23 protein-coding genes are annotated in these 25,774 nt (G+C 53.6%); 3 read left to right on the top strand and 20 right to left on the bottom strand.

Annotated elements, in window-relative coordinates:
* Positions 1–178: 178 nt before the first annotated feature.
* The 13 genes from ybgE to ABVM99_RS12420 all read right to left on the bottom strand — a co-directional run bounded on the left by ybgE (position 179) and on the right by ABVM99_RS12420 (position 15,514).
* On the bottom strand, positions 179–472 hold the full coding sequence (gene ybgE, locus ABVM99_RS12480; protein ID WP_000148790.1) for a cyd operon protein YbgE: 294 nt from the start codon (positions 470–472) through the stop codon (positions 179–181).
* On the bottom strand, positions 472–585 hold the full coding sequence (gene cydX / locus ABVM99_RS12475; RefSeq protein ID WP_000270278.1) for a cytochrome bd-I oxidase subunit CydX: 114 nt from the start codon (positions 583–585) through the stop codon (positions 472–474). Before cydX ends, ybgE begins: the two co-directional genes overlap by 1 nt.
* A 14-nt stretch (positions 586–599) precedes the next feature.
* Positions 600–1,739 carry a cytochrome d ubiquinol oxidase subunit II gene (gene cydB / locus ABVM99_RS12470; protein ID WP_000568258.1) on the bottom strand — a complete coding sequence of 380 codons (1,140 nt, stop codon included), beginning with the start codon at positions 1,737–1,739 and terminating at the stop codon, positions 600–602.
* Between the two features lie 15 nt (positions 1,740–1,754).
* The gene (cydA, locus tag ABVM99_RS12465) at positions 1,755–3,323 is read right to left on the bottom strand and encodes a cytochrome ubiquinol oxidase subunit I (protein WP_000884369.1); all 1,569 of its coding nucleotides are present in this window, start codon (positions 3,321–3,323) and stop codon (positions 1,755–1,757) included.
* Between the two features lie 1,582 nt (positions 3,324–4,905).
* A complete protein-coding gene (sucD, locus tag ABVM99_RS12460) occupies positions 4,906–5,775 on the bottom strand; it encodes a succinate--CoA ligase subunit alpha (protein ID WP_000114631.1) in 870 nt (289 codons plus the stop codon).
* On the bottom strand, positions 5,775–6,941 hold the full coding sequence (sucC, locus tag ABVM99_RS12455; RefSeq protein WP_001048590.1) for an ADP-forming succinate--CoA ligase subunit beta: 1,167 nt from the start codon (positions 6,939–6,941) through the stop codon (positions 5,775–5,777). Before sucC ends, sucD begins: the two co-directional genes overlap by 1 nt.
* 141 nt (positions 6,942–7,082) lie before the next feature.
* Positions 7,083–8,291, bottom strand: coding sequence for a 2-oxoglutarate dehydrogenase complex dihydrolipoyllysine-residue succinyltransferase (odhB, locus tag ABVM99_RS12450; RefSeq protein WP_023194753.1), 1,209 nt, complete (start codon positions 8,289–8,291; stop codon positions 7,083–7,085).
* A gap of 14 nt (positions 8,292–8,305) precedes the next feature.
* A complete protein-coding gene (gene sucA / locus ABVM99_RS12445; protein WP_023194754.1) occupies positions 8,306–11,107 on the bottom strand; it encodes a 2-oxoglutarate dehydrogenase E1 component in 2,802 nt (933 codons plus the stop codon).
* 523 nt (positions 11,108–11,630) lie between these two features.
* Entirely contained in the window at positions 11,631–12,347 is a 717-nt protein-coding gene (gene sdhB, locus ABVM99_RS12440) for a succinate dehydrogenase iron-sulfur subunit SdhB (protein WP_001537859.1), read from the bottom strand.
* A gap of 16 nt (positions 12,348–12,363) precedes the next feature.
* Positions 12,364–14,130 carry a succinate dehydrogenase flavoprotein subunit gene (sdhA, locus tag ABVM99_RS12435; RefSeq protein ID WP_000775561.1) on the bottom strand — a complete coding sequence of 589 codons (1,767 nt, stop codon included), beginning with the start codon at positions 14,128–14,130 and terminating at the stop codon, positions 12,364–12,366.
* Positions 14,130–14,477, bottom strand: a complete 348-nt coding sequence (gene sdhD / locus ABVM99_RS12430) for a succinate dehydrogenase membrane anchor subunit (protein ID WP_000254356.1) — start codon at positions 14,475–14,477, stop codon at positions 14,130–14,132. The genes sdhA and sdhD overlap by 1 nt, the downstream gene beginning before the upstream one ends.
* Entirely contained in the window at positions 14,471–14,875 is a 405-nt protein-coding gene (gene sdhC, locus ABVM99_RS12425; RefSeq protein WP_024145431.1) for a succinate dehydrogenase cytochrome b556 subunit, read from the bottom strand. The genes sdhD and sdhC overlap by 7 nt, the downstream gene beginning before the upstream one ends.
* Before the next feature lie 393 nt (positions 14,876–15,268).
* Positions 15,269–15,514 carry a hypothetical protein gene (locus ABVM99_RS12420; RefSeq protein ID WP_001539488.1) on the bottom strand — a complete coding sequence of 82 codons (246 nt, stop codon included), beginning with the start codon at positions 15,512–15,514 and terminating at the stop codon, positions 15,269–15,271.
* 100 nt (positions 15,515–15,614) lie between these two features.
* Here ABVM99_RS12420 and ABVM99_RS12415 point away from each other — a divergent pair, with 100 nt between their 5' ends.
* Both ABVM99_RS12415 and ABVM99_RS12410 read left to right on the top strand, forming a co-directional pair.
* A complete protein-coding gene (locus ABVM99_RS12415; RefSeq protein WP_000785811.1) occupies positions 15,615–16,898 on the top strand; it encodes a citrate synthase in 1,284 nt (427 codons plus the stop codon).
* A 136-nt stretch (positions 16,899–17,034) separates the two neighbouring features.
* The gene (locus ABVM99_RS12410) at positions 17,035–18,081 is read left to right on the top strand and encodes an AbrB family transcriptional regulator (RefSeq protein WP_023194756.1); all 1,047 of its coding nucleotides are present in this window, start codon (positions 17,035–17,037) and stop codon (positions 18,079–18,081) included.
* 54 nt (positions 18,082–18,135) lie between these two features.
* On the opposite strand, the gene nei is transcribed toward ABVM99_RS12410, so the two are convergent.
* The 5 genes from nei to ybgI form a co-directional block, all read right to left on the bottom strand.
* On the bottom strand, positions 18,136–18,927 hold the full coding sequence (gene nei / locus ABVM99_RS12405) for an endonuclease VIII (RefSeq protein WP_023194757.1): 792 nt from the start codon (positions 18,925–18,927) through the stop codon (positions 18,136–18,138).
* Positions 18,928–19,048: 121 nt separating this feature from the next.
* A complete protein-coding gene (gene pxpA / locus ABVM99_RS12400) occupies positions 19,049–19,783 on the bottom strand; it encodes a 5-oxoprolinase subunit PxpA (protein ID WP_017441681.1) in 735 nt (244 codons plus the stop codon).
* Positions 19,773–20,705, bottom strand: a complete 933-nt coding sequence (gene pxpC, locus ABVM99_RS12395) for a 5-oxoprolinase subunit PxpC (protein ID WP_000932044.1) — start codon at positions 20,703–20,705, stop codon at positions 19,773–19,775. The genes pxpA and pxpC overlap by 11 nt, the downstream gene beginning before the upstream one ends.
* Positions 20,699–21,355, bottom strand: a complete 657-nt coding sequence (gene pxpB / locus ABVM99_RS12390) for a 5-oxoprolinase subunit PxpB (protein ID WP_001188371.1) — start codon at positions 21,353–21,355, stop codon at positions 20,699–20,701. Before pxpB ends, pxpC begins: the two co-directional genes overlap by 7 nt.
* Before the next feature lie 15 nt (positions 21,356–21,370).
* A complete protein-coding gene (gene ybgI, locus ABVM99_RS12385) occupies positions 21,371–22,114 on the bottom strand; it encodes a radiation resistance protein YbgI (RefSeq protein WP_023195680.1) in 744 nt (247 codons plus the stop codon).
* Between the two features lie 328 nt (positions 22,115–22,442).
* On the opposite strand from ybgI, the gene ABVM99_RS12380 reads away from it, so the two are divergent.
* Positions 22,443–23,924: an MFS transporter gene (locus ABVM99_RS12380; RefSeq protein WP_001041123.1), complete on the top strand. Its 1,482-nt coding sequence runs from the start codon at positions 22,443–22,445 to the stop codon at positions 23,922–23,924.
* Between the two features lie 38 nt (positions 23,925–23,962).
* Here the strand turns inward: ABVM99_RS12380 and phrB are convergent, their stop codons facing one another.
* Both phrB and ABVM99_RS12370 read right to left on the bottom strand, forming a co-directional pair.
* Complete coding sequence (gene phrB, locus ABVM99_RS12375; protein ID WP_052938243.1) at positions 23,963–25,384, bottom strand: deoxyribodipyrimidine photo-lyase; 1,422 nt, start codon at positions 25,382–25,384, stop codon at positions 23,963–23,965.
* A gap of 110 nt (positions 25,385–25,494) precedes the next feature.
* Positions 25,495–25,701, bottom strand: coding sequence for a YbfA family protein (locus ABVM99_RS12370; protein ID WP_000401433.1), 207 nt, complete (start codon positions 25,699–25,701; stop codon positions 25,495–25,497).
* Between the last annotated feature and the right edge of the window lie 73 nt (positions 25,702–25,774).

Raw genomic sequence — 25,774 nt, 5'->3', positions numbered from 1 at the left:
GAATGCCGTTGTATATCGCCTTGTATTCACTTTACATCCCGGTAATGCAACAAAAGTAGAGCTTTTAAACGTTGCTACTATACGCGCGGGAATGAGGCTTGGGAATGGGGGGAAGTTAAGGGAGAGTAAAAATATATGGGCTTATGCAAGCCCCTATATTTTTAAGGAGGTTTCTTATTCACAAGAAGAAGAAAATCAGGCCAACGATAAGGACGATATCCGCAAGGAGCGGACAAAAAATCCCTTGCCAGTGTACGGATTCAGGGCGAAAACCCACGCCGTGGATTATGCCTGCGCAAACCGCCCACATCAGCAGTAATCCGTGCCAGATTTCAAGCGTGCTGGTCCTGGCGGCAAACCGTGACGGGTCCCAGAACATACATCCTGCCAGCACTATCGCCATCACGAAGGAAAGCGCCCTTAACGGGCGCTTGTCCATTACCGCATACAGTTTTGCGATAATATGGGTCATTAGCTTTCTTCTTGACCGGTTTTACCCGCTTCAACGTGCTCAAGCGCCAGGGCGGTAATGATCCCGAATGCACAGGCAAGAAGCGTTCCCAGAATCCATGCGAAATACCACATTTTAAGCTCCTTACTTAGTACAGAGAGTGGGTGTTGCTTTCAATATGTTCTTTAGTGATACGACCGAACATTTTCCAGTAACACCAGCTGGTGTAGATCAGAATGATCGGTACGAACACCGCCGCAACCCAGGTCATCAGGTTCAGCGTCATCTGGCTGGATGTCGCATCCCACATGGTCAGGCTGGCATTCATCATCGTGCTGGACGGCATCACAAACGGGAACATAGCGATACCCGCCGTCAGAATAATGCAGGCCAGGGTCAGCGAAGAGAACAGGAATGCCCACGCGCCTTTCTCCATACGGGAAGTCAGGATAGTCAGCAGCGGCAGAACCACGCCCAGAGCCGGAACCAACCACAGGATCGGAGCATTATTAAAGTTCACCAGCCAGGCGCCAGCTTCACGCGCCACTTCTTTAGTCAGCGGGTTAGAGGCGGCATGATGATCAATCGCGGATGTCACGACATAACCATCAATACCATACATTACCCAAACGCCCGCCAGCGCAAAGCACACTAATGTCACCAACGCCGCAATCTGCGAAGTGGCGCGCGCGCGCAGGTGCAGTTCGCCAACGGTACGCATTTGCAGGTAAGTCGCCCCCTGCGTGATGATCATCCCTACGCTTACGATACCCGCCAGCAGACCAAACGGGTTCAACAACTGGAAGAAGTTACCGGTGTAGTACAGACGCAGATACTCATCTACATGGAACGGTACGCCCTGCAACAGGTTGCCAAAGGCCACGCCAATCACCAGCGGCGGCACAAAGCTACCGATGAACACGCCCCAGTCCCACATGTTGCGCCAGCGCGGGTCTTCAATCTTGGAACGGTAATCAAAACCGACCGGACGGAAGAACAAAGACGCCAGCACCAGGATCATCGCCACATAGAAACCGGAGAACGCCGCAGCGTAAACCATCGGCCAGGCAGCAAACAACGCGCCGCCCGCGGTGATCAACCACACCTGGTTACCGTCCCAGTGCGGGGCGATAGAGTTAATCATAATTCGACGTTCGGTGTCGTTACGACCGAGGAAACGGGTGAGCATCCCCACCCCCATGTCGAACCCATCGGTGACAGCGAAACCAATTAGCAAAATGCCAACCAGCAGCCACCAGATAAAACGTAGTACTTCATAATCGATCATTTGACGACTCCTGTCTTAGCGTGCCGGCTGAGAAGTCACGGTGGACTGCTCAAAGTGATAGCGACCGGTTTTCAGGCTGCTTGGGCCAAGGCGTGCAAATTTGAACATCAGGAACAATTCTGCCACCAGGAACAGGGTATACAGGCCGCAAATCAGGAACATGGAGAACAGCAGATCGCCCACGGTCAGCGATGAGTTCGCCACGGCTGTCGGCAACACTTCGCCGATCGCCCACGGCTGACGACCATATTCGGCGACGAACCAACCTGCTTCAACCGCAATCCACGGCAGTGGAATACCGTACAGCGCCGCGCGCAACAGCCATTTTTTCTCACCGATGCGGTTACGAATCACGCTCCAGAAGGAAAGTGCGATGATCGCCAGCAGCAGGAAGCCGCACGCCACCATGATACGGAAAGCGAAGTACAGCGGCGCAACGCGAGGAATGGAATCTTTCGTCGCTTGCTGGATCTGCGCTTCGGTCGCGTCAGTCACATTAGGCGTATAGCGTTTCAGCAGCAGGCCGTAACCGAGATCTTTCTTCATGCTGTTAAACTGGTCGCGAACGGCCTGGTCGGTAGAACCGGCGCGCAGCTGCTCCAGCAGTTCATAGGCTTTCATCCCGTTACGGATACGCTCTTCATGCTGAACCATGAGATCTTTCAGGCCAATAACCGGCGTGTCCACGGAACGCGTAGCGATAATGCCGAGCGCATAAGGGATCTGAATCGCCAGATGGTTTTCCTGTTTGTCCTGGTCAGGAATGCCGAACAGGGTAAAGGAGGCCGGAGCAGGTTGCGTTTCCCATTCAGCTTCAATCGCAGCGAGCTTGGTTTTCTGCACATCGCCCATTTCGTAACCGGATTCGTCACCGAGTACGATAACGGACAGTACGGCAGCCATACCGAAACTGGCGGCAATAGCAAAGGAGCGTTTAGCAAAGGCGAAGTCACGACCTTTCAGCATGTAGTAAGCGCTGATACCGAGGATGAACATCGCGCCGGTGACATAGCCGGACGCTACAGTGTGAACAAATTTCACCTGTGCTACCGGGTTCAGCACCAGTTCAGAGAAGCTCACCATTTCCATACGCATGGTTTCGAAATTGAAATCCGCAGCGATTGGGTTTTGCATCCAGCCGTTCGCTACCAGAATCCACAACGCGGAGAGGTTGGACCCCAGAGCCACCAGCCAGGTGACGCACATATGCTGAACTTTACTCAGACGATCCCAGCCGAAGAAGAACAGACCTACAAAGGTGGATTCGAGGAAGAAGGCCATCAAACCTTCGATGGCCAGCGGCGCACCGAAGATGTCCCCAACATAGTGGGAGTAGTACGACCAGTTTGTCCCGAACTGGAACTCCATGGTCAAACCGGTAGCCACACCCAGAGCAAAGTTGATACCAAACAACTTGCCCCAGAACTTGGTCATATCTTTATAAATCTGTTTGCCGGAAAGGACGTATACCGTTTCCATAATGGCCAGCAGGAACGCCATACCGAGCGTTAGCGGCACAAACAGGAAGTGGTACATCGCGGTCAAGGCAAACTGTAAGCGCGACAGTTCGACTATATCTAACATCATGACTCCTTGCTCATCGCATGAAGACTCCGAGAGTGAACCCCGTTAGAAAGGGTCACACGCATGCCCCAATACAAATTTATTTGCGGCCTCTCATCGTACTATCCCCTCGGGAAGGAAACAGTAATGATGAAAAGTTACAAACATGTTAATAAAAAACCCAAATTGATCCCGCAAATATATTACGCCGTAAAACCCTTACAATAAACAGGTTTTTAGTGGGTCAGATTTGCTTTTTTCGACAGCGATCAATTTATGGCTAATCTATCGCTTTTCAGGGAATTTGATCACGGACAATTTAACCAGTTTTGATGCTCTTTTCCAACATTTAAATATTGATTAAAATCAATTTTTGAAGTTAATGTTAATAATGTTTATTCATTGAATGCATGGTGAATTTTTTGTTAACTTTTTGTTTTTGCAAAGAGTAATTTCAAACTCCCTGCAAAAAGAGGCTTATTCGGTAAGGCTAAACATTTTGTGCGTTTTTTACTGCCCCGCATCCCGTAAAAAACATTCCACATTGATGTTCAATTATTGCTAAATAGCTCACAGATTTTTTCTGCAGATTATCAACACTTATTATTTTATACATTTAGTCTATTTTTATTTTACTTATAATTAACACCGCAAAGAAACTATCTCATTGCACACGCGCCATCATCCCACCGGGATTACCCTGCCCGAACTTCCCTTTCCCGACGACTAACGGCCAGGATCATCTTGCCAGGTTATCGCCTTAATTATCGCTAATAAGCTTTCCAGATAGCCAGAAACAAACATTTTATTCGCTACTTTTTCTTTATTTCAATGACACCGTTTTTACCTCTCTATAATTATTATAGCGAAGATTCTGTTATCACCTTCACAGATTCACCCTCAATTTCTACGTCACTCATAGTGATAATTCTGTTTATTTGCAGCCATAAATACCCTTTAAACATGATTAATCACGAACGAATAGTGTCAATAAGTTCTTAATAATTTTTAAAGTTAACCTCTTTTAATCAGCAAAAGTTCATATAATTTATTAAACGATATCTTTAATACTTCAGGGAAATAATGCCGGTACTCTTATGATTAAAATAGCTGTTTTATTCTGCCATTAAACAAGCAGTCTGTGTAAGCGCGATACATCTGAGGAGACATGTAGTTCGCGCTCAGGCAAACATGCGCGGCCACAGAGTCAAGCGTCAATTTACTATAGAGGTTAGCGTCAACATAGTGTAATGCTGCGATGCGTTTTTTTCATGGCGGAAAGCGCATAATCCGTCTCCAGTGAGGTCGGCAGGTCTTTCACTAAGACAGCATCTGTATTTGCTGAAAAAGAGTTAACCGGCAAACAGAGTAAATTTACTGCCGCTGCCAGACGGTTATTATCAATTATTTTTAGACTCCACCATGTTTTTTTACTGAGGCATCATTTTCCTATAGCTCAATATTTACAAAGCCAATAATTTTATATCCCGGATGCTTCACCCGTACTTTGCCACAAACAATAAAGCCATAAAAAAGGCCACCGTAAAGGTGGCCAACCATGTCGAAAACGGACATTTATCTGTTCCCGCAGGAACAGCGAGTTTTATTTTATAATTGCTTTCAGCGCTTCGCCGATATCGGCCAGGCTGCGAACGGTTTTCACGCCCGCGGCTTCCAGCGCGGCGAATTTTTCATCCGCGGTGCCTTTACCACCGGCAATGATGGCGCCAGCGTGGCCCATACGCTTGCCTTTCGGCGCGGTAACACCCGCGATATAGCCAACAACCGGCTTGGTCACGTGGTCTTTAATGTAAGCCGCCGCTTCTTCTTCCGCGCTGCCGCCGATCTCGCCGATCATCACGATCGCTTCGGTCTGCGGATCTTCCTGGAACAGTTTCAGAATGTCGATGAAGTTAGAGCCCGGGATCGGGTCGCCGCCGATACCCACGCAGGTGGACTGGCCGAAACCGTAGTCGGTGGTCTGCTTAACCGCTTCATAGGTCAGCGTGCCGGAACGGGAAACGATACCCACTTTACCCGGCTTATGAATGTGACCCGGCATGATGCCGATTTTGCATTCGCCCGGGGTGATCACACCTGGGCAGTTCGGGCCGATCATGCGTACGCCTGCTTCGTCCAGCTTCACTTTCACGGTCAGCATATCCAGCGTCGGAATACCTTCGGTGATGGTGATAATCAGTTTGATGCCTGCGTCGATCGCTTCCAGAATGGAGTCTTTGCAGAACGGCGCCGGGACGTAGATAACGGATGCGGTCGCACCGGTAGCTTCTACCGCTTCGCGCACGGTGTTGAACACCGGCAGACCCAGATGCGTGGTGCCGCCTTTGCCCGGCGTTACGCCGCCGACCATTTGCGTACCGTAAGCAATCGCCTGTTCGGAGTGGAAAGTCCCCTGGCTACCGGTGAAGCCCTGGCAGATAACCTTGGTATCTTTATTAATTAAAACGGACATTATTTCCCCTCCACTGCGGCAACAACCTGCTGAGCTGCATCCGTCAGACTTTTCGCTGCAATAATATTCAGGCCACTGTCAGCCAGTTTCTTCGCGCCGAGTTCGGCGTTGTTGCCTTCCAGACGCACCACCACCGGAACGTTCACGCCCACTTCTTCCACCGCGCCGATGATACCGTCGGCAATCAGGTCACAACGGACGATACCGCCGAAGATGTTAACCAGAACCGCTTTCACGTTGTCATCCGAGAGGATGATTTTAAACGCTTCGGTGACGCGCTCTTTGGTTGCGCCGCCGCCCACGTCAAGGAAGTTAGCCGGTTCGCCGCCATGCAGCTTAACGATGTCCATGGTGCCCATCGCCAGGCCCGCGCCGTTCACCATGCAACCGATGTTGCCGTCCAGCGCGACGTAGTTCAGTTCCCACTGCGCCGCCTGCGCTTCACGCGGGTCTTCCTGAGACTGGTCACGCATTTCGCGCAGATCCGGCTGGCGGAACAGCGCGTTGCCGTCAGCGCCCAGCTTGCCGTCGAGGCAAATCAGATCGCCCTGCTTAGTGATCACCAGCGGGTTGATTTCGATCAGCGCCAGGTCGCGCTCAAGGAAAATGGTTGCCAGGCCCATAAAGATTTTGGTGAACTGCTGCACCAGTTTACCTTCCAGACCCAATTTGAACGCCAGCTCCCGTCCCTGATACGGCATCGGGCCGGTCAGCGGATCGAGCGCGACTTTATGGATCAGATGCGGGGTTTCCTCCGCGACTTTTTCGATCTCTACGCCGCCTTCGGTAGACGCCATAAAGACCACGCGACGAGAACTACGGTCAACTACCGCGCCGAGGTACAGTTCTTTGCCGATGTCGGTCGCCGCTTCAACCAGAATCTGGTTTACCGGTTGGCCATTAGCGTCTGTTTGATAGGTCACCAGACGTTTGCCCAGCCAGTTTTCCGCAAAGGCGCGAATCTCTTCCTTGCTTTTTACTACCTTCACACCGCCCGCTTTGCCGCGGCCGCCAGCGTGAACCTGACATTTCACTACCCACGGGCCGGCACCGATTTTAGACGCGGCTTCTTCGGCTTCACGCGGAGTAGTACAGGCATAACCCACCGGCGCCGGTAAGCCATAGCGGGCAAAAAGTTGTTTTGCCTGATATTCATGTAAGTTCATGTGTTCTGTCCATCCTTCAGGTAATCGTTATCTTTAGACCTGTAGGCCTGAAAGCTGCGCGCCATCAGGCATTACACCATCGCCGGATGGCGGCGTGAACGCCTTATCCAGCCTACAGGTAGCAGGTGATGCTCTTGCTGACTACACGTCCAACAGCAGACGGGTCGGATCTTCCAGCAACTCTTTGATGGTGACCAGGAAGCCCACGGATTCGCGACCATCGATCAGGCGATGATCGTAAGAGAGCGCCAGGTACATCATCGGCAGGATTTCCACCTTGCCATCCACCGCCATCGGCCTGTCTTTAATAGCATGCATTCCCAGAATCGCGCTCTGCGGCGGGTTGATGATCGGGGTAGACATCAGCGAACCGAATACGCCGCCGTTGGTAATGGTAAAGTTACCACCGGTCAGATCTTCTACGGTCAGCTTGCCGTCGCGGCCTTTGACAGCCAGTTCTTTAATTTTTTTCTCGATGTCAGCCATGCCCAGCGTATCCACGTCACGCAGGACCGGCGTGACCAGGCCGCGCGGCGTAGACACCGCCATGCTCACATCAAAGTAGTTGTGGTACACCACGTCATCGCCGTCGATAGAGGCGTTCACCTCCGGATAACGCTTCAGCGCTTCCACTACCGCTTTCACGTAGAAGGACATAAAGCCCAGGCGGATACCATGACGTTTTTCAAACACTTCGCCATACTGCTTACGCAAATCCATAATCGGCTTCATGTTGACTTCATTGAAGGTCGTCAGCATGGCGGTAGAATTTTTCGCTTCCAGCAGACGCTCGGCCACGCGCTTACGCAGGCGGGTCATTGGCACGCGTTTTTCGCCGCGCGCGCTCAGAGCGGGTTGTGCTGCAGGTTCAACAGCGGGTGCTTTAGACTCGCCTTTCGCCAGATGTTTTTCCACATCTTCACGGGTCAGACGCCCACCCACACCAGTGCCTTTAATGGCGCTGGCTTCCAGATTGTGTTCAGCCAGCAGGCGACGGATCGCCGGGCTGAGCGCATCGTTGTTTTGTTCTTCCAGCGACGCCTGCTGGCGCTGTGCCGGCGTAGACGCTTTCTCTTCAGATTTGGCGCTGGTCTCTTTACCCGCGCTGTTGCCTTCACGCAGGCGACCCAGGATCTGGCGAGAGGTGACAGTCGTCCCCTCCTCTTCCAGAACCGCATCCAGAATGCCGTCCGCTGATGCCGGTACTTCCAGTACCACTTTGTCAGTTTCGATTTCTACCAGCACTTCGTCACGAACAACCGCATCACCCGGTTTTTTATGCCAGGTGGCGACGGTCGCGTCCGCTACGGACTCAGGCAGGTCGGGAACAAGAATATCTACGCTACTCATTATTTATCCTTTATTTAATCGACGTTCAGCGCGTCATTAACCAGATCTTGTTGCTGTTTCTGGTGAACGGACATATACCCTACCGCCGGAGAGGCGGAGGCCGGGCGACCTGCATAACGCAGAGCGGCCCCAAACGGAATCACTTCACGGAAATGATGCTGACTGCAGTACCATGCGCCCTGGTTGAGCGGCTCTTCCTGGCACCAGACAAAATCATGGACGTGAGCGTATGGTTGCAGCGCTTCCTGCACCGCTTTATGCGGGAACGGATAGAGCTGTTCGATGCGCACGATAGCGACATCTTTCTGGTCGTTTTTGCGACGTTGTTCCAGCAGGTCGTAATAAACCTTACCAGAACACATTACCACGCGTTTTACGGCTTTAGGGTCCAGCTCGTCAATTTCGCCAATGGCCGGCTGGAAGGAACCGTTCGCCAGTTCATCAAGCGTGGAAACCGCCAGCGGGTGACGCAGCAGCGATTTCGGCGACATCACCACCAGCGGACGACGCATCCCGCGCAGCGCCTGACGGCGCAGCATATGGTAGACCTGCGCCGGGGTGGACGGCACGCAAACCTGCATATTCTGCTCGGCGCAAAGTTGCAGATAACGTTCCAGACGCGCGGAAGAGTGCTCCGGCCCCTGCCCTTCATAGCCGTGCGGCAACAGCATCACCAGACCGCACATCCGGCCCCATTTCTGCTCGCCGGAGGAGATGAACTGGTCAATCACTACCTGCGCGCCGTTGGCAAAATCGCCAAACTGCGCTTCCCAGATAGTCAGGGTACGTGGTTCCGCCGTGGCATAACCGTATTCAAAAGCCAGTACCGCTTCTTCAGACAGCACGGAGTCCCAGACTTTAAACTGTCCCTGACCGCTGTGAATATGCTGCAACGGCGTATACGTTGAGCCGTTCGTCTGGTTGTGGATCACCGCATGACGATGGAAGAAGGTGCCGCGACCGGAGTCTTCCCCGGACAGGCGCACCGAAATGCCTTCATCGACCAGCGTGGCGTAAGCCAGATTTTCCGCGCCGCCCCAGTCAAACAATTTCTCGCCTGCCGCCATTGCCTGACGGTCGCCATAAATTTTCGCCACGCGAGACTGCATTTCAATGGCTTCCGGCACGGTGCTGATACGTTTTGCCAGCTCCTGCAGACGCTTCATTTCTACCTTGTTCGGGTATGCTTCATCCCATTCGTGGTTTAGATACGGCGACCAGGTGAACGAGTGCATATTCATCGGACGCCACTCTTTCACCACGCATTCGCCTGCATCCAGCGCATCGCGATAGAGGTTGACCATTTCGGTGGCATCTTCCAGCGTTGCGACCTTATCAGCTTCCAGTTTGTCGGCGTAGATTTTACGCGGCGTCGGATGCTTTTTGATTTTCTGGTACATCAGCGGCTGGGTTGCGCTTGGCTCGTCGGCTTCGTTGTGGCCGTGACGGCGGTAGCACACCAGATCGATGAACACATCGCGTTTAAAGGTGTTACGGAAGTCCAGCGCCAGACGGGTCACAAAAGCGACGGCTTCCGGATCGTCCGCATTGACGTGGAAAATCGGCGCCTGGACCATTTTACCGATATCGGTGCAGTAAGGCGTTGAACGCGCATCCAGTGGGTTAGAGGTGGTGAAACCCACCTGGTTGTTGATAACGATACGTACCGTACCGCCCACTTCGTAACCGCGCGCTTTCGACATGTTCAGGGTTTCCTGAACCACGCCCTGGCCGGTCACCGCGGCGTCGCCGTGAATAGTGATCGGCAACACTTTGTTGCTGCTCGGTTCGTCCAGTCTGTCCAGACGGGCGCGCACGGAGCCCATCACCACCGGGCTCACAATTTCCAGATGCGATGGGTTAAACGCCAGCGCCAGGTGAACCAGACCGCCTTCGGTTTCGATATCTGACGAGAAGCCCATGTGATACTTCACGTCGCCGGTACCCAGATGTTCTTTATGCTTACCGGCAAATTCGTCGAACAGATCCTGCGGTTTTTTACCCAGTACGTTGATCAGCACGTTCAGGCGACCGCGGTGCGCCATCCCCAGCACCACTTCGCGAGTGCCGCTGTTACCCGCATGGCGAACCATCTCTTTCAGCATGGGTATCAGCGCATCTCCCCCCTCGAGCGAGAAACGTTTCGCACCCGGGAATTTGGCGCCCAGATAACGTTCCAGCCCTTCAGCGGCGGTCAGTTCGTTCAGGAAGCGTTTTTTCTCGTCAGCGCTAAAGGCCGCACGACCGGATTCGATGCGCTGTTGGATCCAGCGTTTCTCTTCGGTGCTGGTGATGTGCATATACTCAGCGCCAATCGGGCCGCAGTAGGTCTGTTTGAGCGCGTCGAGCAGCTCGCCCAGCTTCATCGTCTCTTTGCCGCTGGCAAAGGAGCCGACATTGAAGGTTTCCTGGAAATCGGCCTCGGTCAAATCATGGAAAGAAGGGTCCAGATCCGCCACGCGTTCTTGTTTCCACAGTCCCAGCGGATCGAGGTTTGCATGCTGATGGCCACGGAAACGATAAGCGTTGATAAGCTGCAGGACTTTAACCTGCTTCACATTGGTGTCAGGGTCGGAAATCGTAGAAGAGTGACGTGAGCCAGCCAACGCCTGCCGCCGGAAATATTCACGTGTTTTTGAATGGAGTTGATCCGGTTTGACTCCGGTACCAGGTAACTGCTGGAACGTCAAACGCCAGTTAGCGTCTACCGAGTCAGGATCGGTTAAGAAGTCTTCATAGAGCTGTTCTATCCAGCTCTGATTCGAACCAGAGAGGTAAGAAGAGTCCAACCAGGCTTTCAAAGCGCTGTTCTGCATCGTGATCCCTTAAGCATCTTTTCTGCTTATTTAATACTCTAAATAGGTCACGTTTCAGGAAGGCGGCAAGCTTGCGAATCCCAGGGAGCTTACATCCAGTAAGTGACCGGGGTGAGCAAGTGCAGCCAACGCACATGCAACGTGAACTATGACGAGTATTTCGCCGTGGATACTAACCACGCATACGCCGTATGCGTGCCGGGGTTCACTTGTTGCGGACTGTCGTGTCATCTGCGTCCGCTAAGGAACCTTTAAAAACTGTCTAATAATCTTCGCTGTTCAGGCTACGACTGCGTTGCGGCCTTCGCTCACTCCGGTCACATAGTTAACTATGCTCCCGAAGATTCGTTCAGACCGCGCCTTGTCTCGCTCTGAACATCTCGATTATTACTAATCATATGGCAGTTTTTAGAGGTTTCCTGCACTTCTATTGCCTGATGGCGCTGCGCTTATCAGGCCTACGGGATTGCGCCTGTAGGCCGGATAAGACGGTACGTCGCCATCCGGCAACCACTACAACTACTTACGCGCTACGCTGCAACAGCATCGACTTAATATGGCCGATAGCGCGCGTCGGGTTCAGTCCCTTAGGACATACACTGACGCAGTTCATAATGCTGTGACAGCGGAATACGCTGAATGCATCGCTCATCCCTTCCAGACGACTGTCGGTCTCGGTATCACGACTATCGATCAGGAATCGATACGCCGCGAGCAGCCCCGCCGGACCGATAAACTTATCCGGGTTCCACCAGAATGACGGACAGGATGTTGAGCAACAGGCGCAAAGAATACATTCATACAACCCATCGAGTTTTTCACGCTGCTCCGGCATCTGCAGATGCTCACGAGCCGGTGGATTTTGCCCATTATTCAATAAGTAAGGCTTAATCTTCTCATATTGTGCGTAGAATTGCCCCATGTCTACCACCAAATCGCGGATCACCGGCAAACCGGGCAGCGGGCGAATCACAATCTTCTTACCCGGCTGAGTCAGCGCCGAAATAGGGGTAATACAGGCCAGACCATTCTTACCGTTCATATTCAAACCATCAGAACCACACACGCCTTCGCGGCAGGAACGGCGGAAAGAAAGGCTGGGATCTTTTTCTTTAAGCTGGATTAACGCATCCAGCAGCATCATGTCGCGCCCTTCTTCGCCTTCCAGGGTGTAATCCTGCATACGCGGAGCGTTATCGACATCCGGGTTATAACGATAAATCGAAAATTCGAGTTTCATCATCCTGTCTCCGCAATTAATAAGTACGAATCTTCGGCGGGAACGCCGGACGCAGTTTCGGTTCCATATTGACGCTTCGGCGCGTCATGGATTCCGTTTGCGGTTGATACAGGGTATGACACAACCAGTTGGCATCATCACGCTCCGGGAAATCGAAGCGGCTATGCGCGCCGCGGCTTTCCGTTCGGAAGTTGGCTGATACGGCAGTGGCGTAGGCAGTTTCCATCAGGTTATCCAGCTCCAGACACTCAACACGCTGGGTATTAAACTCGCTGGACGTGTCATCCAGACGGGCGTTTTTCAGACGCTCGCGGATCACTTTCAACTGCTCAAGCCCTTTCGCCATCGCGTCGCCTTCACGGAATACGGAGAAGTTATGCTGCATACACTCCTGCAACGCTTTGCGGATAGCCACCGGATCTTCGCCATTGCGGTTATTGTTCCAGCGATTCAGGCGCTCCAGAGAACCTTCAACGTCAGACTCGCTGGCGTCGCGCAGCACGCCCTGTTCGGCGATGGATTCCTGTAAATGCAGCCCCGCCGCGCGGCCAAAGACCACCAGATCCAGCAGTGAGTTACCGCCCAGACGGTTGGCGCCGTGAACCGATACACAGGCGATTTCGCCTACCGCAAACAGCCCCGGAATCACCACATCTTCGCCCTGCTCGTTCACGGTCAGCGCCTGACCGGTCACTTTAGTCGGAATACCGCCCATCATGTAGTGGCAGGTCGGGATAACCGGAATCGGCTCTTTCACCGGATCGACGTGAGCGAAAGTGCGGGACAGCTCCAGGATACCCGGCAGGCGAGATTCCAGCACCTCTTTACCCAGATGATCCAGTTTCAGTTTAGCGTGCGGCCCCCACGGACCATCGCAGCCGCGGCCTTCACGGATTTCGATCATGATGGAACGCGCCACCACGTCACGACCCGCCAGGTCTTTGGCGTTCGGCGCATAACGCTCCATAAAGCGCTCGCCGTGTTTGTTCAGCAGGTAACCGCCTTCGCCGCGGCAGCCTTCTGTCACCAGCACGCCCGCCCCGGCGATGCCGGTTGGGTGGAACTGCCACATTTCCATGTCCTGCACCGGGACACCGGCACGCAGCGCCATACCGACACCGTCACCGGTGTTGATGTGAGCGTTGGTGGTGGACTGGTAGATACGGCCTGCGCCGCCGGTCGCCAGCACCGTCGCGCGGGCTTTGAAGTACACCACTTCACCGGTTTCGATGCACAGTGCGGTACACCCCACCACCGCGCCATCCTGGTTTTTCACCAGATCCAGCGCATACCATTCGGAGAAAATCGTGGTGTGGTTTTTCAAATTCTGTTGATACAGCGTGTGCAGCAAGGCGTGACCGGTACGGTCAGCCGCTGCCGCGGTACGTGCCGCCTGCTCGCCGCCAAAGTTTTTCGACTGGCCGCCGAACGGGCGCTGATAGATACGTCCATCATCAAGACGGGAGAACGGTAGCCCCATGTGCTCCAGTTCCAGAATCGCTTCCGGTCCGGTCTTACACATATATTCGATGGCATCCTGGTCACCAATGTAGTCCGACCCCTTAACGGTGTCGTACATGTGCCATTCCCAGTTATCTTCATGGGTATTGCCGAGCGCCACGGTGATACCGCCCTGCGCGGAAACGGTATGGGAACGGGTCGGGAAGACTTTCGAGAGCAGCGCACAGGTTTGGCCGCTCTGGGAAATTTGCAGCGCCGCGCGCATACCTGCGCCACCGGCACCAATCACAACAGCATCAAATTCTCTGACTGGCAGTTTCATTACACACCCCACACCACAACAAATCCATAGATGACGTAAACCACCAGCGCAACAACAATAACGAGTTGCAGTATCAGACGCACTGCCAGTGGTTTAACGTAGTCGGTTAACACCTGCCACATGCCGATCCAGGCATGAATCAAGATGGAAAAAAGCGCCAGCAGGGTGAAGACTTTGGTGAAGGCCGATGAGAAGAAACCGGTCCAGGCTTCAAAGGTCAGTTCGCCGCTCGTGGCGAAAAAACCCACCATGTAGATGATGTATAACGTCAGAACGATAGCGGTAGCACGGACCAGGATGAAGTCATGTACGCCATTGCGTCCTAATGCGGAGGCGTTGCTTACCATACGAGGACTCCTGCGAGAAGTGAAAGCACGACAGTGATAACAAAAGAGATTTTGGCAGAGCGTTGACCCGCTTCGAATGTTTCTTCCAGATAGCCAAAATCCATTAACATGTGACGAACTCCCACGATGACGTGATACGCCAGCGCGGTAAGGATGCCCCACATGATAAATTTAACGATGAAGCCGTCCATGATGTCGGCAGCCTGCTGGAATCCTTCCGGAGAAGAGAGGCTGGTGCCCAGTAGCCACAGTAGTATGCCGACGGCGATGAAAGTAATCACACCTGATACGCGATGGAGAATGGACGCTATCGCTGTGATGGGGAACCGAATCGTTTGTAGATCCAGATTGACAGGTCTTTGTTTTTTCACATTTCTTATCATGAATAACGCCCACATGCTGTTCTTATTATTCCCTTAAGACTTCGGTTACAGAGGTGAATCTACCTGTAGCCAGAAAGACGACGGGATTTCCTTCCTCCGGTCTGCGTGCGGGTCAGACAGCGTCCTTTCTATAACTGCGCGTCATGTAAAACACTGCTTCCAGTAGCTAAAACGACACGTTACAACGCTGGGTGGCTCGGGATTGCAGGGTATTCCGGAGACCTGGCGGCAGTATAGGACGTTCACAAAATCATTACAATTAACCTACATATAGTTTGTCGGGTTTTATCCTGAACAGTGACACAGGTCACGATAACAACATTTTTTTAATTTTCAATCATCTGATTTGACAAACATTAAACAAAATTGTTACAAACGACACCAGAAAAAGCATATAATGCGTAAAAGTTATGGGGTCACTCTTTCACCTGTTAATAAGTTATGCAACAGTACAATGATATTGACCCATTCTTTCAGGACAGTTATTAGTGATAGACAGGTTACATTACTCGGATTGCTACGTTCCTGATTTGCTGCTAATTCGAAATTAATCAAGCCGTTACCTGCAAGCGCCCATTGCTCTGTACCCAGGTCATCCCCTCTTTCACAGAGCGGCGAGCCAAATAACAAACTGGTAACGGTTGATTGATGCATACACAGAATTTTCCCTGCACTAACGACGAGGAAGATGACGTGGAGAAGGCAAGTCTGAGTTCCGGCAGTCTTAAGCAATAAGGCGCTAAGGAGACCGTAAATGGCTGATACAAAGGCAAAAATCACCCTTACTGGTGACACTGCTATTGAACTGGATGTGCTAAAAGGCACACTCGGTCAAGATGTTATTGATATTCGTAGTCTCGGTTCAAAAGGAGTTTTTACTTTTGACCCTGGTTTCACCTCTACCGCATCCTGCGAATCTAAAATCACCTTCATCGACGGCGACGAAGGCATTTTGTTGCATCGCGGTTTCCCGATTGACCAGCTTGCTACCGATTCCAACTATCTGGAAGTCTGTTACATCCTGCTGTACGGCGAAAAACCGACGCAGGAAGAGTATGACGAGTTCAGAACGACAGTCACCCGCCATACGATGATCCATGAGCAAATCACTCGCCTGTTCCATGCTTTCCGTCGCGACTCACATCCGATGGCGGTAATGTGCGGGATCACTGGCGCGCTGGCAGCGTTCTACCACGACTCGCTGGATGTGAACAATCCGCGCCACCGTGAAATCGCGGCGTTCCGCCTGCTGTCCAAAATGCCGACCATGGCGGCGATGTGTTACAAATATTCCATCGGTCAGCCGTTTGTTTATCCGCGCAACGACCTTTCCTACGCCGGTAACTTCCTGAACATGATGTTCTCCACGCCGTGTGAAACCTATGAAGTGAATCCGGTACTGGAGCGCGCGATGGACCGTATTCTGATCCTGCACGCTGACCATGAGCAGAACGCCTCTACGTCAACGGTACGTACCGCAGGTTCAAGCGGCGCTAACCCATTCGCCTGCATTGCCGCCGGGATCGCCTCCCTGTGGGGACCCGCGCACGGCGGCGCCAACGAAGCCGCGCTGAAAATGCTGGAAGAAATCAGCTCTGTTAAACACATTCCGGAATTTGTTCGCCGTGCGAAAGACAAGAATGATTCTTTCCGCCTGATGGGCTTCGGTCACCGTGTTTACAAAAACTACGATCCGCGCGCCACCGTGATGCGTGAAACCTGCCATGAAGTGCTGAAAGAGCTGGGCACCAAAGATGATCTGCTGGAAGTGGCGATGGAGCTTGAGCACATTGCGCTCAACGACCCGTACTTCATCGAGAAGAAACTGTACCCGAACGTAGACTTCTACTCCGGCATCATTCTGAAAGCGATGGGCATTCCGTCCTCCATGTTCACCGTGATCTTCGCCATGGCGCGTACCGTTGGCTGGATTGCACACTGGAATGAAATGCACACTGACGGCATGAAAATCGCCCGTCCTCGTCAGCTGTATACCGGCTACGATAAACGCGATTTTAAATCGGCGCTGAAGCGTTAATTGACAACCGGATGGCGACGCAACCCTCGCCATCCGGTACATTTTCCCTTTTTTCTTATCCTCATTATTTTATTCTTACCCCGTTACTCTCTATGATTAATTAAGGTTTCGCTAAATATCATTCAGGGAGCATGGAATGCCGATTCTGCAGTGGTTTTTGTTGTTCCTGTTATCGCTGCTCATTTCCCTTATTTTTCTCTATCTGCACCTTCCGGCGGCAATGCTGCTCGGTCCAATGATTGCGGGTATCGTGTTGAGTTTGCGAGGTAGTACGCTACAACTTCCGCGCGGTATTTTTCTCGCCGCGCAGGCAATTCTCGGCTGTATGATCGCCCAAAATCTAACCGGTTCGATATTGACCACCCTCGCCCTCTACTGGCCGGTCGTGCTTTTAGTGTTGCTGGTGACGCTGCTTTCCAGCGCGGTAGTCGGCTGGCTGCTGGTACGTTACAGCTCGCTGCCCGGCAATACCGGCGCATGGGGGTCTTCGCCGGGCGGTGCGGCGGCAATGGTAGCGATGGCGCAAGATTACGGGGCGGATATCCGCCTGGTGGCGTTTATGCAGTATCTGCGGGTACTGTTTGTGGCTGGCGCGGCGGTGCTGGTGACACGCCTGATACTCGGCGACAGCGCGGCAACGGTCAGCCAACAGGTGGTCTGGTTTCCGCCGCTTAGCGGTAATTTATTGACGACGCTGTTATTAGCGATCGTGGCGGGCATTGCCGGTCGCCTGTTGCGTATCCCTTCCGGCACGATGCTGCTCCCCATGTTGGCAGGCGCGCTTCTCCATTCGCAAGGCATCATTGAAATTGAATTACCCGAATGGCTGCTGGCCGTGGCGTATATGGCGATAGGCTGGCGTATTGGGCTGGGCTTTGACAGACAGGTGTTTTTTATGGCGCTGCGGCCATTGCCGCAAATCTTATTGTCAATTTTCGCGCTGATGGCGATTTGCGCCGCGATGGCGTGGGGAATGGCTTACTACATGCAGATTGATTTTATGACGGCTTATCTCGCCACCAGTCCCGGTGGTCTGGATACGGTTGCCGCGATCGCGGCAGGAAGCAGTGCCGATATGGCGCTCATCATGGCAATGCAAACCCTACGGCTGTTCAGCATTCTGTTAACTGGGCCAGCAGTGGCCCGTTTTATATCAACCTATGCGCCCAGACAACCTTTGTAGGACTGATAAGCGTCGCGCCATCAGGCAATAGCCGCTCGCCGATGGCGGTTCCGGCTATTTCTGGCAATGCGAGCACCAGTAAAACGGGCGTGAGGACAGTGTTGTCTTTTCAATAATGCCGCCGCACCGCTCGCACGCTTCGCCGTCACGGTGGAAAACCTTAAAGCGAAACAGTGCGCCATGATGCTTGTTTTCATCCGCCTGACCGCGAGTCGTGTAGGACAGGCGCGGAATATCCAACAGCGCGTGAGAAAGCGCATTCAGTTGCGCCTCGTTGAGATCTTTCGCTTTATGCTGTCCGGTTAACCCTACCTGCCAGAGGATTTCAACGCGCAGATAATTCCCCAATCCCGCCAGAAAGGCCTGATCCAGCAACAGCCCGGAAAATTGTCGGTTGCGAAAACGCGGCGACAGCAATCGAGCTTTAACCTCTTCCGGAGTGAGACGCGCGTCCAGCACATCCGGACCGACCCGCTGTAAAAAAGGGTGCGTCGTGAGCTGCTCTGCTGTCAGCATTTCGATATCAGACGCGCTATAAAGCAGAATAGTTTTATCCGCCGTTTGTAGCCTGACGCGCAATATACGCGTGGTCTGCGGTATTTCACCAGTATCGATCACCCGCCATACGCCATAGAGTTGGTTGTGGCTGTAGAGCGTCAGGCCATTTGAAAAGTGGGTCAATAACGCTTTTCCCCGCGTCTCTATCCGGGTAACAATTTGACCGGTAAGTTGCGATTCATACGGTTTTAACTGTGCAAAGGCAAACCAGACATCGGTTAAGGGTTTGCCTTTGATTGCCGCCTCCAGGTTATCCGCCGCACGACGAATTTCCGGGCCTTCAGGCATGATAATATCCTTTGTTAACAGTTGATTAATGGACTACACCGCCTCTGACTATCTGGAATGCACATCGAACGCCATAATGAACATCCACAGCCGTAATATAATAGCTTCAATCGTCCGGCTCTCAGGCAATAACGTGTATATTACGCGCATTGAACGCGGCGCGTAGCCTGCGTGCGAATGCAAGCGCATACTCGCCGTCGCCATGAATGCACACCGTTTGCGCCGTGACAGTCGTCCACACACCAGTAACGCTTTTCACTCTCCCGGCTTGCACCATATCCAGCGTTTGCGCCAGCGCCTGCTCTTCGTCGTGAATCAGCGCGCCAGGTTGCGTGCGCGGCACCAGGCTACCGTCGGCCTGATAGCCGCGATCGGCAAACACCTCCTGCCGCGTCACCAGGCGATGGCGTTCACCGGCCCGGATCAGCTCACTTCCCGCCAGTCCAACCAGTATCAGTGACGGATCATAGTCGTGTACCGCTTTCGCAATCGCCTGTGCCAGATGAGGATCTTTCGCCGCCTGGTTATAGAGCATACCGTGCGGTTTGACATGGCGCATCACGCCGCCTTGCGCCTGGACAATCGCCCCCAGCGCGCCGATTTGGTACAGCGTCTGGGCGTATACCGTTTCCGGCGGCAAAACCATCGCCGTCCGCCCAAAATTATCCCGATCCGGAAAGCTGGGATGCGCGCCGATCGCCACGCCGTTTTTCAGCGCCTCGCGCACACAGGTCAGCATGGTTTGCGCATCACCGGCGTGAAAACCACAGGCGATATTGGCGGAGGAGACCAGCGTTAATAATTCGCTGTCGCTGGCGCAACCTTCGCCCACATCCGCATTTAAATCAATGTTCATGCTGAAGTCGCCAGGTAAGCTGTTCCAGATAGCGCTGACGCTCGCGGCGCGCGTTGAGCGCCTCTTCCAGCGAACATTGCACAAAATGGATCGGTTGCCCTAGCGGGATCTGCGCCAGATGGTACATATCTGCCTCGATGATGCAGGCAATGCGCGGATAGCCGCCAGTTGTCTGGGCATCATTCATTAGCACAATAGGTTGACCGTTGTAAGGCACCTGTACGACACCGGGCAGCAAACCGTGCGACAGCAGTTCGCGATCCGTTGTCCGCGTTAACGATTGTCCCTGCAAACGATAGCCCATGCGATTACTTTGCGGACTGAGCTGCCACGGCGAACGCCAGAACGCTTCTTGCGATGCGCGATCGAACTCACGGTATTCCGGCCCCGGCAGCGCACGAATGCGATTCCCCCACAGTAACTGCTTCACGCCCTGCGGCCCGCTAAACTGTCGCGATGGTTTACCCGTCGCCAGCCGATCGCCATCTTTTAGCAGCCGTCCTTCCAGCCCACCGATGCCGGACTTCAGATCGGTACTACACGATCCCATCACCTCCGGCACAGCAATACCGCCCGCTACCGCCAGATAGCTACGCATCCCGTGAAGCGGTCGATGCAACGTGAGGCGCTGACCCGCTTTTACCGGCAATCGCCAGCCGGTCCAGACCGGTTGATCATCCAACTGCGCTTCGCAGCCCGCGCCGGTAAGAGCGAACCAGGTCTCATTTTCAAATTCGACAACCAGTTGACCGAGAGTGATTTCCAGCGCCGGGGCATTCGCATCGTTCCCGACCAGGAGATTAGCGGTCTGAAAGGCGGGTTTATCCAGCGCACCGCAGTGACTCAGCCCCGACTGACGAAAGCCGTGACGCCCGCTATCCTGCACGGAGGTGTAAATCCCCGCGCGAATAATATTCAGCATATTCCCTCCTTTTGCGGCACAAAGCGTACGCTATCGCCAGGGCGTAGCAGAACCGGGGGCTCCCGCATCGGATCGAATAACTTCAACGGCGTGAGGCCGATCAGCTGCCAGCCGCCCGGCGTGGATAATGGGTAAATCCCCGTCTGCGCGCCGCCGATGCCGACAGAACCGGCCGGAACCTGCAGGCGCGGCTCCGCGCGTCTGGGCATATGGAGCGGTTCTGGTAAATTCCCAAGATAGGGAAAGCCAGGCTGAAAGCCTAAAAACCAGACGACATATTCAACGGAGGCATGTAGCTCCACGACCTGCTTTTCACTCAAACCGCTGTGCCGTGCCACCGCCGCCAGATCCGGCCCGCCTGCGCCGCCATAGATCACCGGGATCTCAACCGAACGCGAGTCCGGCTCCAGCGCCTCGCTCTCTTCCCACCAGCGCTGCAGACGCTCAATCGCATCCAGCGCCAGGGTTTGCGGTTCCCGCAAGATCACGGTGATATTGTTCATCCCGGGAATGGCTTCCACCACGTTCGGCATATCGACCAGACGCTGCGTCAGACGCCAGATGCGTTTCTGGCTCGCCAGCGTAATCGGCGGTTCAAGTTCCAGGACGACCGCCGTTTCGCCTAACAGATAACAACGCGCTCGCTGCACTTTATTACCTCTCAGTTATGCCGGGTTAGGGATATCAATAAACGTCACATCCAACGCCATGTTTTCGTTCAACCATTCGCTCAGGGCGCGAATACCGCCGCGTTCAGTGGCATGGTGCCCGGCGGCATAAAAATGCAGCCCCTGTTCGCGCGCGGAATGAATGGTCTGTTCAGACACCTCGCCGGTAATAAAAGCATCCACGCCGAAGCGGGCGGCGCTATCAATAAAACTTTGCCCGCCGCCGGTACACCAGGCGACACGCTGCACATTCTCTGGCCCGGTATCGCCGCACCATAGCGGTTTACGCCCCAGACGCGCTTCAATCCATGAGGCCAGTTCCAGCCCCGGCACCGGCATTGAGAGCTCTCCCCACGGCACCAGCGGCTCAATTTCTCCTTTCACGGTAATGCCCAATAGCGCCGCCAACTGCGCATTGTTGCCCAGCTCAGGATGCGCATCCAGCGGCAGATGCCAACCGTAAAGGTTAATATCATTTGCCAGTAACGTTTTTAAGCGACGGCGTTTCATCCCGCGAATAACCGGAGACTCGCCTTTCCAGAAGTAACCATGATGAACAATGACCGCATCGGCCTGCAAACGCACCGCCTCATCGAGCAGCGCCTGACTTGCGGTCACGCCGGTAACGATTTTCTGTACCGTCTCTTTTCCTTCGACCTGTAAACCATTCGGCGCATAATCGCTTATTGCCGCACTGTTCAGCTTGTCGTTAATCAGTTGTTCCAGCTCGGTGTTTTTCATCATCGCTCCCTTTAACCCACGTTCTACTTTCCCGTTACGGGTTCAGTCTCCGTTAACATAGCCTCCCGTTAGCCGTTCGTCGATAAACATTTGTTTGACACATCAAGAAACAATCACCCCCGGGTTTGGCGCAAATTACTTAGCAAAACACGATCGGTTTCATGTATATTTATGCAATCAGAACGCATATTGCAGAAAAAATCAGTTCTGTATCATGTTGGTAACTTTAAGGAAACACGGCGATACGGCAGGCTTAATAAGCCCACAAAGAAAGGCATTATCTGAGAATGCCGCTTTCTTGCCGCAGCGTCTCTATCCCGGAAATACGATGAATAAACAAGCATCTCAACCCCGCGCTATTTACTACGTTGTCGCCCTGCAAATTTGGGAGTACTTCAGCTTTTATGGTATGCGCGCCCTACTGATTCTTTATCTCACCAATCAGCTAAAATACGACGATAACCACGCCTATGAGTTATTCAGCGCTTATTGTTCGCTGGTCTACGTAACGCCGATTCTTGGCGGCTATCTGGCGGATAAGGTGCTTGGCAACCGAATGGCAGTCATGCTGGGCGCATTTTTAATGGCTATAGGTCATTTAGTGCTGGGCGCCAGTGAGATCGCGCCGACATTCCTTTATCTGTCGCTGGCGATCATTGTCTGCGGCTACGGCCTGTTTAAATCGAATATTAGCTGCCTGCTGGGCGAACTGTACCAGCCGGAAGATCCGCGCCGCGACGGCGGGTTCTCGCTGCTTTACGCAGCGGGCAATATTGGTTCGATCGTGGCGCCTATCGCCTGCGGCTATGTGCAAGAGGAGTACAGTTGGGCGATGGGCTTTGCGCTCGCCGCCATTGGTATGCTGGCGGGGTTAGTGATCTTCCTGTGTGGAAATCGTCATTTCACCCACACCACCGGCGTGAATAAAGCCGTGTTGTGCGCCAGAAACTACCTGCTGCCGAACTGGGGCTGGCTGTTAATTCTGCTGGTAGCGGCGCCGTTGCTGATTACCGTTCTGTTCTGGAAAGAATGGTCTGTCTATGCCTTAATCGTGGCGACCGCGATCGGCTTGGTCGTGCTGGCAAAAATTTATCGCCAGGCGCAAACGGCCAAACAGCGCAAAGAACTGGGGCTGATTGTCACCCTGACCCTGTTCAGTATGCTGTTCTGGGCGTTTGCCCAGCAGGGCGGCAGTTCTATCAGCCTGTATATCGACCGCTTTGTGAACCGCGATATTCTGGGCTATTCCGTTCCTACCGCCATGTTCCAGTCGGTGAACGCCTTTGCCGTGATGCTGTGTGGGGTCGTCCTGGCCTGGCTGGTTAAAGAGAGCGTAAGCGGTAATCGCACCGTGCGTATCTGGGGCAAATTCGCGCTGGGTCTCGGTCTGATGAGCGCCGGATTCTGTATTCTGACCCTGAGCGCACGCTGGTCCGCCGCTTACGGACACTCTTCAATGCCGCTAATGGTGCTGGGACTGGCGGTGATGGGCTTTGCCGAGCTATTTATCGACCCGGTCGCCATGTCGCAAATTACGCGCATTGATATCCCCGGCGTCACCGGCGTATTAACCGGAATTTATATGCTGCTGTCCGGCGCGATAGCTAACTATCTGGCAGGCGTCATCGCTGACCAGACCTCGCAAAGCGCCTTCGACGCCAGCGGCGCGGTTAATTACGCCATCAACGCCTATGTGGATGTTTTTGAACAGATCACCTGGGGCGCGTTAGCCTGCGTAGGGGTTGTCCTGCTGATTTGGCTGTATCAGTCCTTCAAATTCAAAAGCCGCGCGCTGGCCGTCGAATCCTGATAGCAGAATGCCCGGTAGTTTGCGCTACCGGGCCTGTATCACGCCCCTTTTCTCGCCGCCTCATAGGCGGAAAGCGTTGCGATTCTCGCCTGTTTGTGCTCCACAATAGGCCGAGGATAATCAAGCACGACTCCCGCTTTTTCCGCCCACCGCCACGGCTCGTGAATCGCTTTTCCAGGGATATCGCGTAATGCCGGTAGCCACTGGCGGATAAATTCGCCGTCGCGATCGAACCTCTCTCCCTGAGTCGTGGGATTAAAAATACGAAAATAAGGCGCGGCGTCAGTACCGGTTGAGGCGGCCCACTGCCAGCCGCCATTATTGGCGGCAAGATCGCCGTCAATAAGCTGCGACATGAAATAGCGCTCCCCCAACCGCCAGTCAATCAACAGATCTTTTACCAGAAAGCTGGCGGTAATCATGCGTAAACGGTTATGCATCCAGCCCGTCGCATTAAGCTGGCGCATCGCCGCATCGACAATGGGATAACCGGTTTCGCCTTTCTGCCATGCCTGAAAATAGTGCGGGTTTTCCTGCCACGCGACGCGTTTTGTCCAGCGGATAAACGGCTGGTGTTTGCATAATGCCGGATACCAGGTCATTAAATGACGGTAAAATTCCCGCCAGATGAGCTCATTCAACCAGACGCTTCCCGGCCCGCCGTCCAGCGCCTGCGGCTGCTCCGCCAGTAATCGGTGCAGGCACTGTCGCGGCGACAGGCCGCCCGTCGCCAGGCTGGCGGAAAGCCGACTGGTGCCGTCGACCGCAGGGAAATCCCGCTGTGACTCATACTCGTCTGCGCCCTGCGCGCAAAACTGACGTAGCTGCGCGATAACCGCGTTTTCTTCCACCGGGAAAAGCGCGGCGTCAAACGCCTGTTGCGGGTAGTTAAGCGAGACTGGCGTTAAGGGTGTAGAAAGCGCGCCGCTCACCCGGATCTTCGGGGCCGGAACGCACGGCGGGATATCCTCTTTTAGCCGTTTCAACCAGGCGTTTTTAAACGGCGTAAAAACTTTATACATTTCATGATTGCCGGTCATCACCGCGCCGGGCGCCAGAATCACGCTATCGTCAAAGCCTTCGCAGATGACAGAGGGCAGCGTTTTTTCCACCGCCGCATCACGCTGACGCTCGTTAAACTCATACTGATAGTTATAAAACAGATGGCTGACGTCATGCTGTCGGCAAACGTTTTTGACCGTTTCAATACTGGCGTTAAAATCCGCCACTTCATGAAACAGCAGCGGAATGCCTTTCTCTGCAAGGGCCGCCTGTAGCGCATTGAGCTGCGCGCTGATGAATGCCGCCTGCCGCGGCGCCATATCATGGGCCTGCCACTGCGCGGGGGTGGAAATATAAAGCGCCAGCACCCGCGCGGATGCATCGCGGCAGGCGGCGGCCAGCGCAAGGTTATCCTGTAAACGCAGATCGCGCCTGAACCAGACTAAATGGGTGGGCATACAACTCCTGAAAGATGAAACGTCACGGCGAATAGCGTTAAACAGTGTAGACCCTGGCGCATAAAAAAACCGCCAGCGTGGCGGCTGACGGTTTTTCAGGCTGGTCGCGATTAATAAAAGTCGCAGGTGGCTTTTTCAGCCTGCGCCATCCATACCGGTTTATCACTGGTTTTCGACCAGACACGGTGCAGATAACTATAAAAACGCGCGCGGTCTTTCCAGAAGAGCATCACTGGCAGCGCCAGCACGCCTGCGATCACCGCGAAAGCACGACGGGCAAAAATGACATGCGCCGGATAGTCTTTATAGTGTTCCATACGTTTCCCCCCTTTATACCGACGCTACCCGCCCCGGTATAGATTGAATCGGTGAATAGCACCGAAAAATTGA

The sequence above is a fragment of the Salmonella sp. SJTUF15591 genome (assembly GCF_043356435.1).
GTDB classification, from domain to species: Bacteria; Pseudomonadota; Gammaproteobacteria; order Enterobacterales; family Enterobacteriaceae; genus Salmonella; species Salmonella enterica.
The sequence above is the reverse complement of the archived record's forward strand: the minus strand, read 5'-3'. Positions and strand labels throughout refer to the sequence as shown.

Excerpts from the sequence above, each read along its gene's own strand:
- ybgE (WP_000148790.1), bottom strand. The coding sequence starts at position 472 with ATGACCCATATTATCGCAAAACTGTATGCGGTAATGGACAAGCGCCCG.
- cydX (WP_000270278.1), bottom strand. The coding sequence starts at position 585 with ATGTGGTATTTCGCATGGATTCTGGGAACGCTTCTTGCCTGTGCATTC.
- cydB (WP_000568258.1), bottom strand. The coding sequence starts at position 1,739 with ATGATCGATTATGAAGTACTACGTTTTATCTGGTGGCTGCTGGTTGGC.
- cydA (WP_000884369.1), bottom strand. The coding sequence starts at position 3,323 with ATGTTAGATATAGTCGAACTGTCGCGCTTACAGTTTGCCTTGACCGCG.
- sucD (WP_000114631.1), bottom strand. The coding sequence starts at position 5,775 with ATGTCCGTTTTAATTAATAAAGATACCAAGGTTATCTGCCAGGGCTTC.
- sucC (WP_001048590.1), bottom strand. The coding sequence starts at position 6,941 with ATGAACTTACATGAATATCAGGCAAAACAACTTTTTGCCCGCTATGGC.
- odhB (WP_023194753.1), bottom strand. The coding sequence starts at position 8,291 with ATGAGTAGCGTAGATATTCTTGTTCCCGACCTGCCTGAGTCCGTAGCG.
- sucA (WP_023194754.1), bottom strand. The coding sequence starts at position 11,107 with ATGCAGAACAGCGCTTTGAAAGCCTGGTTGGACTCTTCTTACCTCTCT.
- sdhB (WP_001537859.1), bottom strand. The coding sequence starts at position 12,347 with ATGAAACTCGAATTTTCGATTTATCGTTATAACCCGGATGTCGATAAC.
- sdhA (WP_000775561.1), bottom strand. The coding sequence starts at position 14,130 with ATGAAACTGCCAGTCAGAGAATTTGATGCTGTTGTGATTGGTGCCGGT.
- sdhD (WP_000254356.1), bottom strand. The coding sequence starts at position 14,477 with ATGGTAAGCAACGCCTCCGCATTAGGACGCAATGGCGTACATGACTTC.
- sdhC (WP_024145431.1), bottom strand. The coding sequence starts at position 14,875 with ATGTGGGCGTTATTCATGATAAGAAATGTGAAAAAACAAAGACCTGTC.
- ABVM99_RS12420 (WP_001539488.1), bottom strand. The coding sequence starts at position 15,514 with ATGCATCAATCAACCGTTACCAGTTTGTTATTTGGCTCGCCGCTCTGT.
- ABVM99_RS12415 (WP_000785811.1), top strand. The coding sequence starts at position 15,615 with ATGGCTGATACAAAGGCAAAAATCACCCTTACTGGTGACACTGCTATT.
- ABVM99_RS12410 (WP_023194756.1), top strand. The coding sequence starts at position 17,035 with ATGCCGATTCTGCAGTGGTTTTTGTTGTTCCTGTTATCGCTGCTCATT.
- nei (WP_023194757.1), bottom strand. The coding sequence starts at position 18,927 with ATGCCTGAAGGCCCGGAAATTCGTCGTGCGGCGGATAACCTGGAGGCG.
- pxpA (WP_017441681.1), bottom strand. The coding sequence starts at position 19,783 with ATGAACATTGATTTAAATGCGGATGTGGGCGAAGGTTGCGCCAGCGAC.
- pxpC (WP_000932044.1), bottom strand. The coding sequence starts at position 20,705 with ATGCTGAATATTATTCGCGCGGGGATTTACACCTCCGTGCAGGATAGC.
- ybgI (WP_023195680.1), bottom strand. The coding sequence starts at position 22,114 with ATGAAAAACACCGAGCTGGAACAACTGATTAACGACAAGCTGAACAGT.
- ABVM99_RS12380 (WP_001041123.1), top strand. The coding sequence starts at position 22,443 with ATGAATAAACAAGCATCTCAACCCCGCGCTATTTACTACGTTGTCGCC.
- phrB (WP_052938243.1), bottom strand. The coding sequence starts at position 25,384 with ATGCCCACCCATTTAGTCTGGTTCAGGCGCGATCTGCGTTTACAGGAT.
- ABVM99_RS12370 (WP_000401433.1), bottom strand. The coding sequence starts at position 25,701 with ATGGAACACTATAAAGACTATCCGGCGCATGTCATTTTTGCCCGTCGT.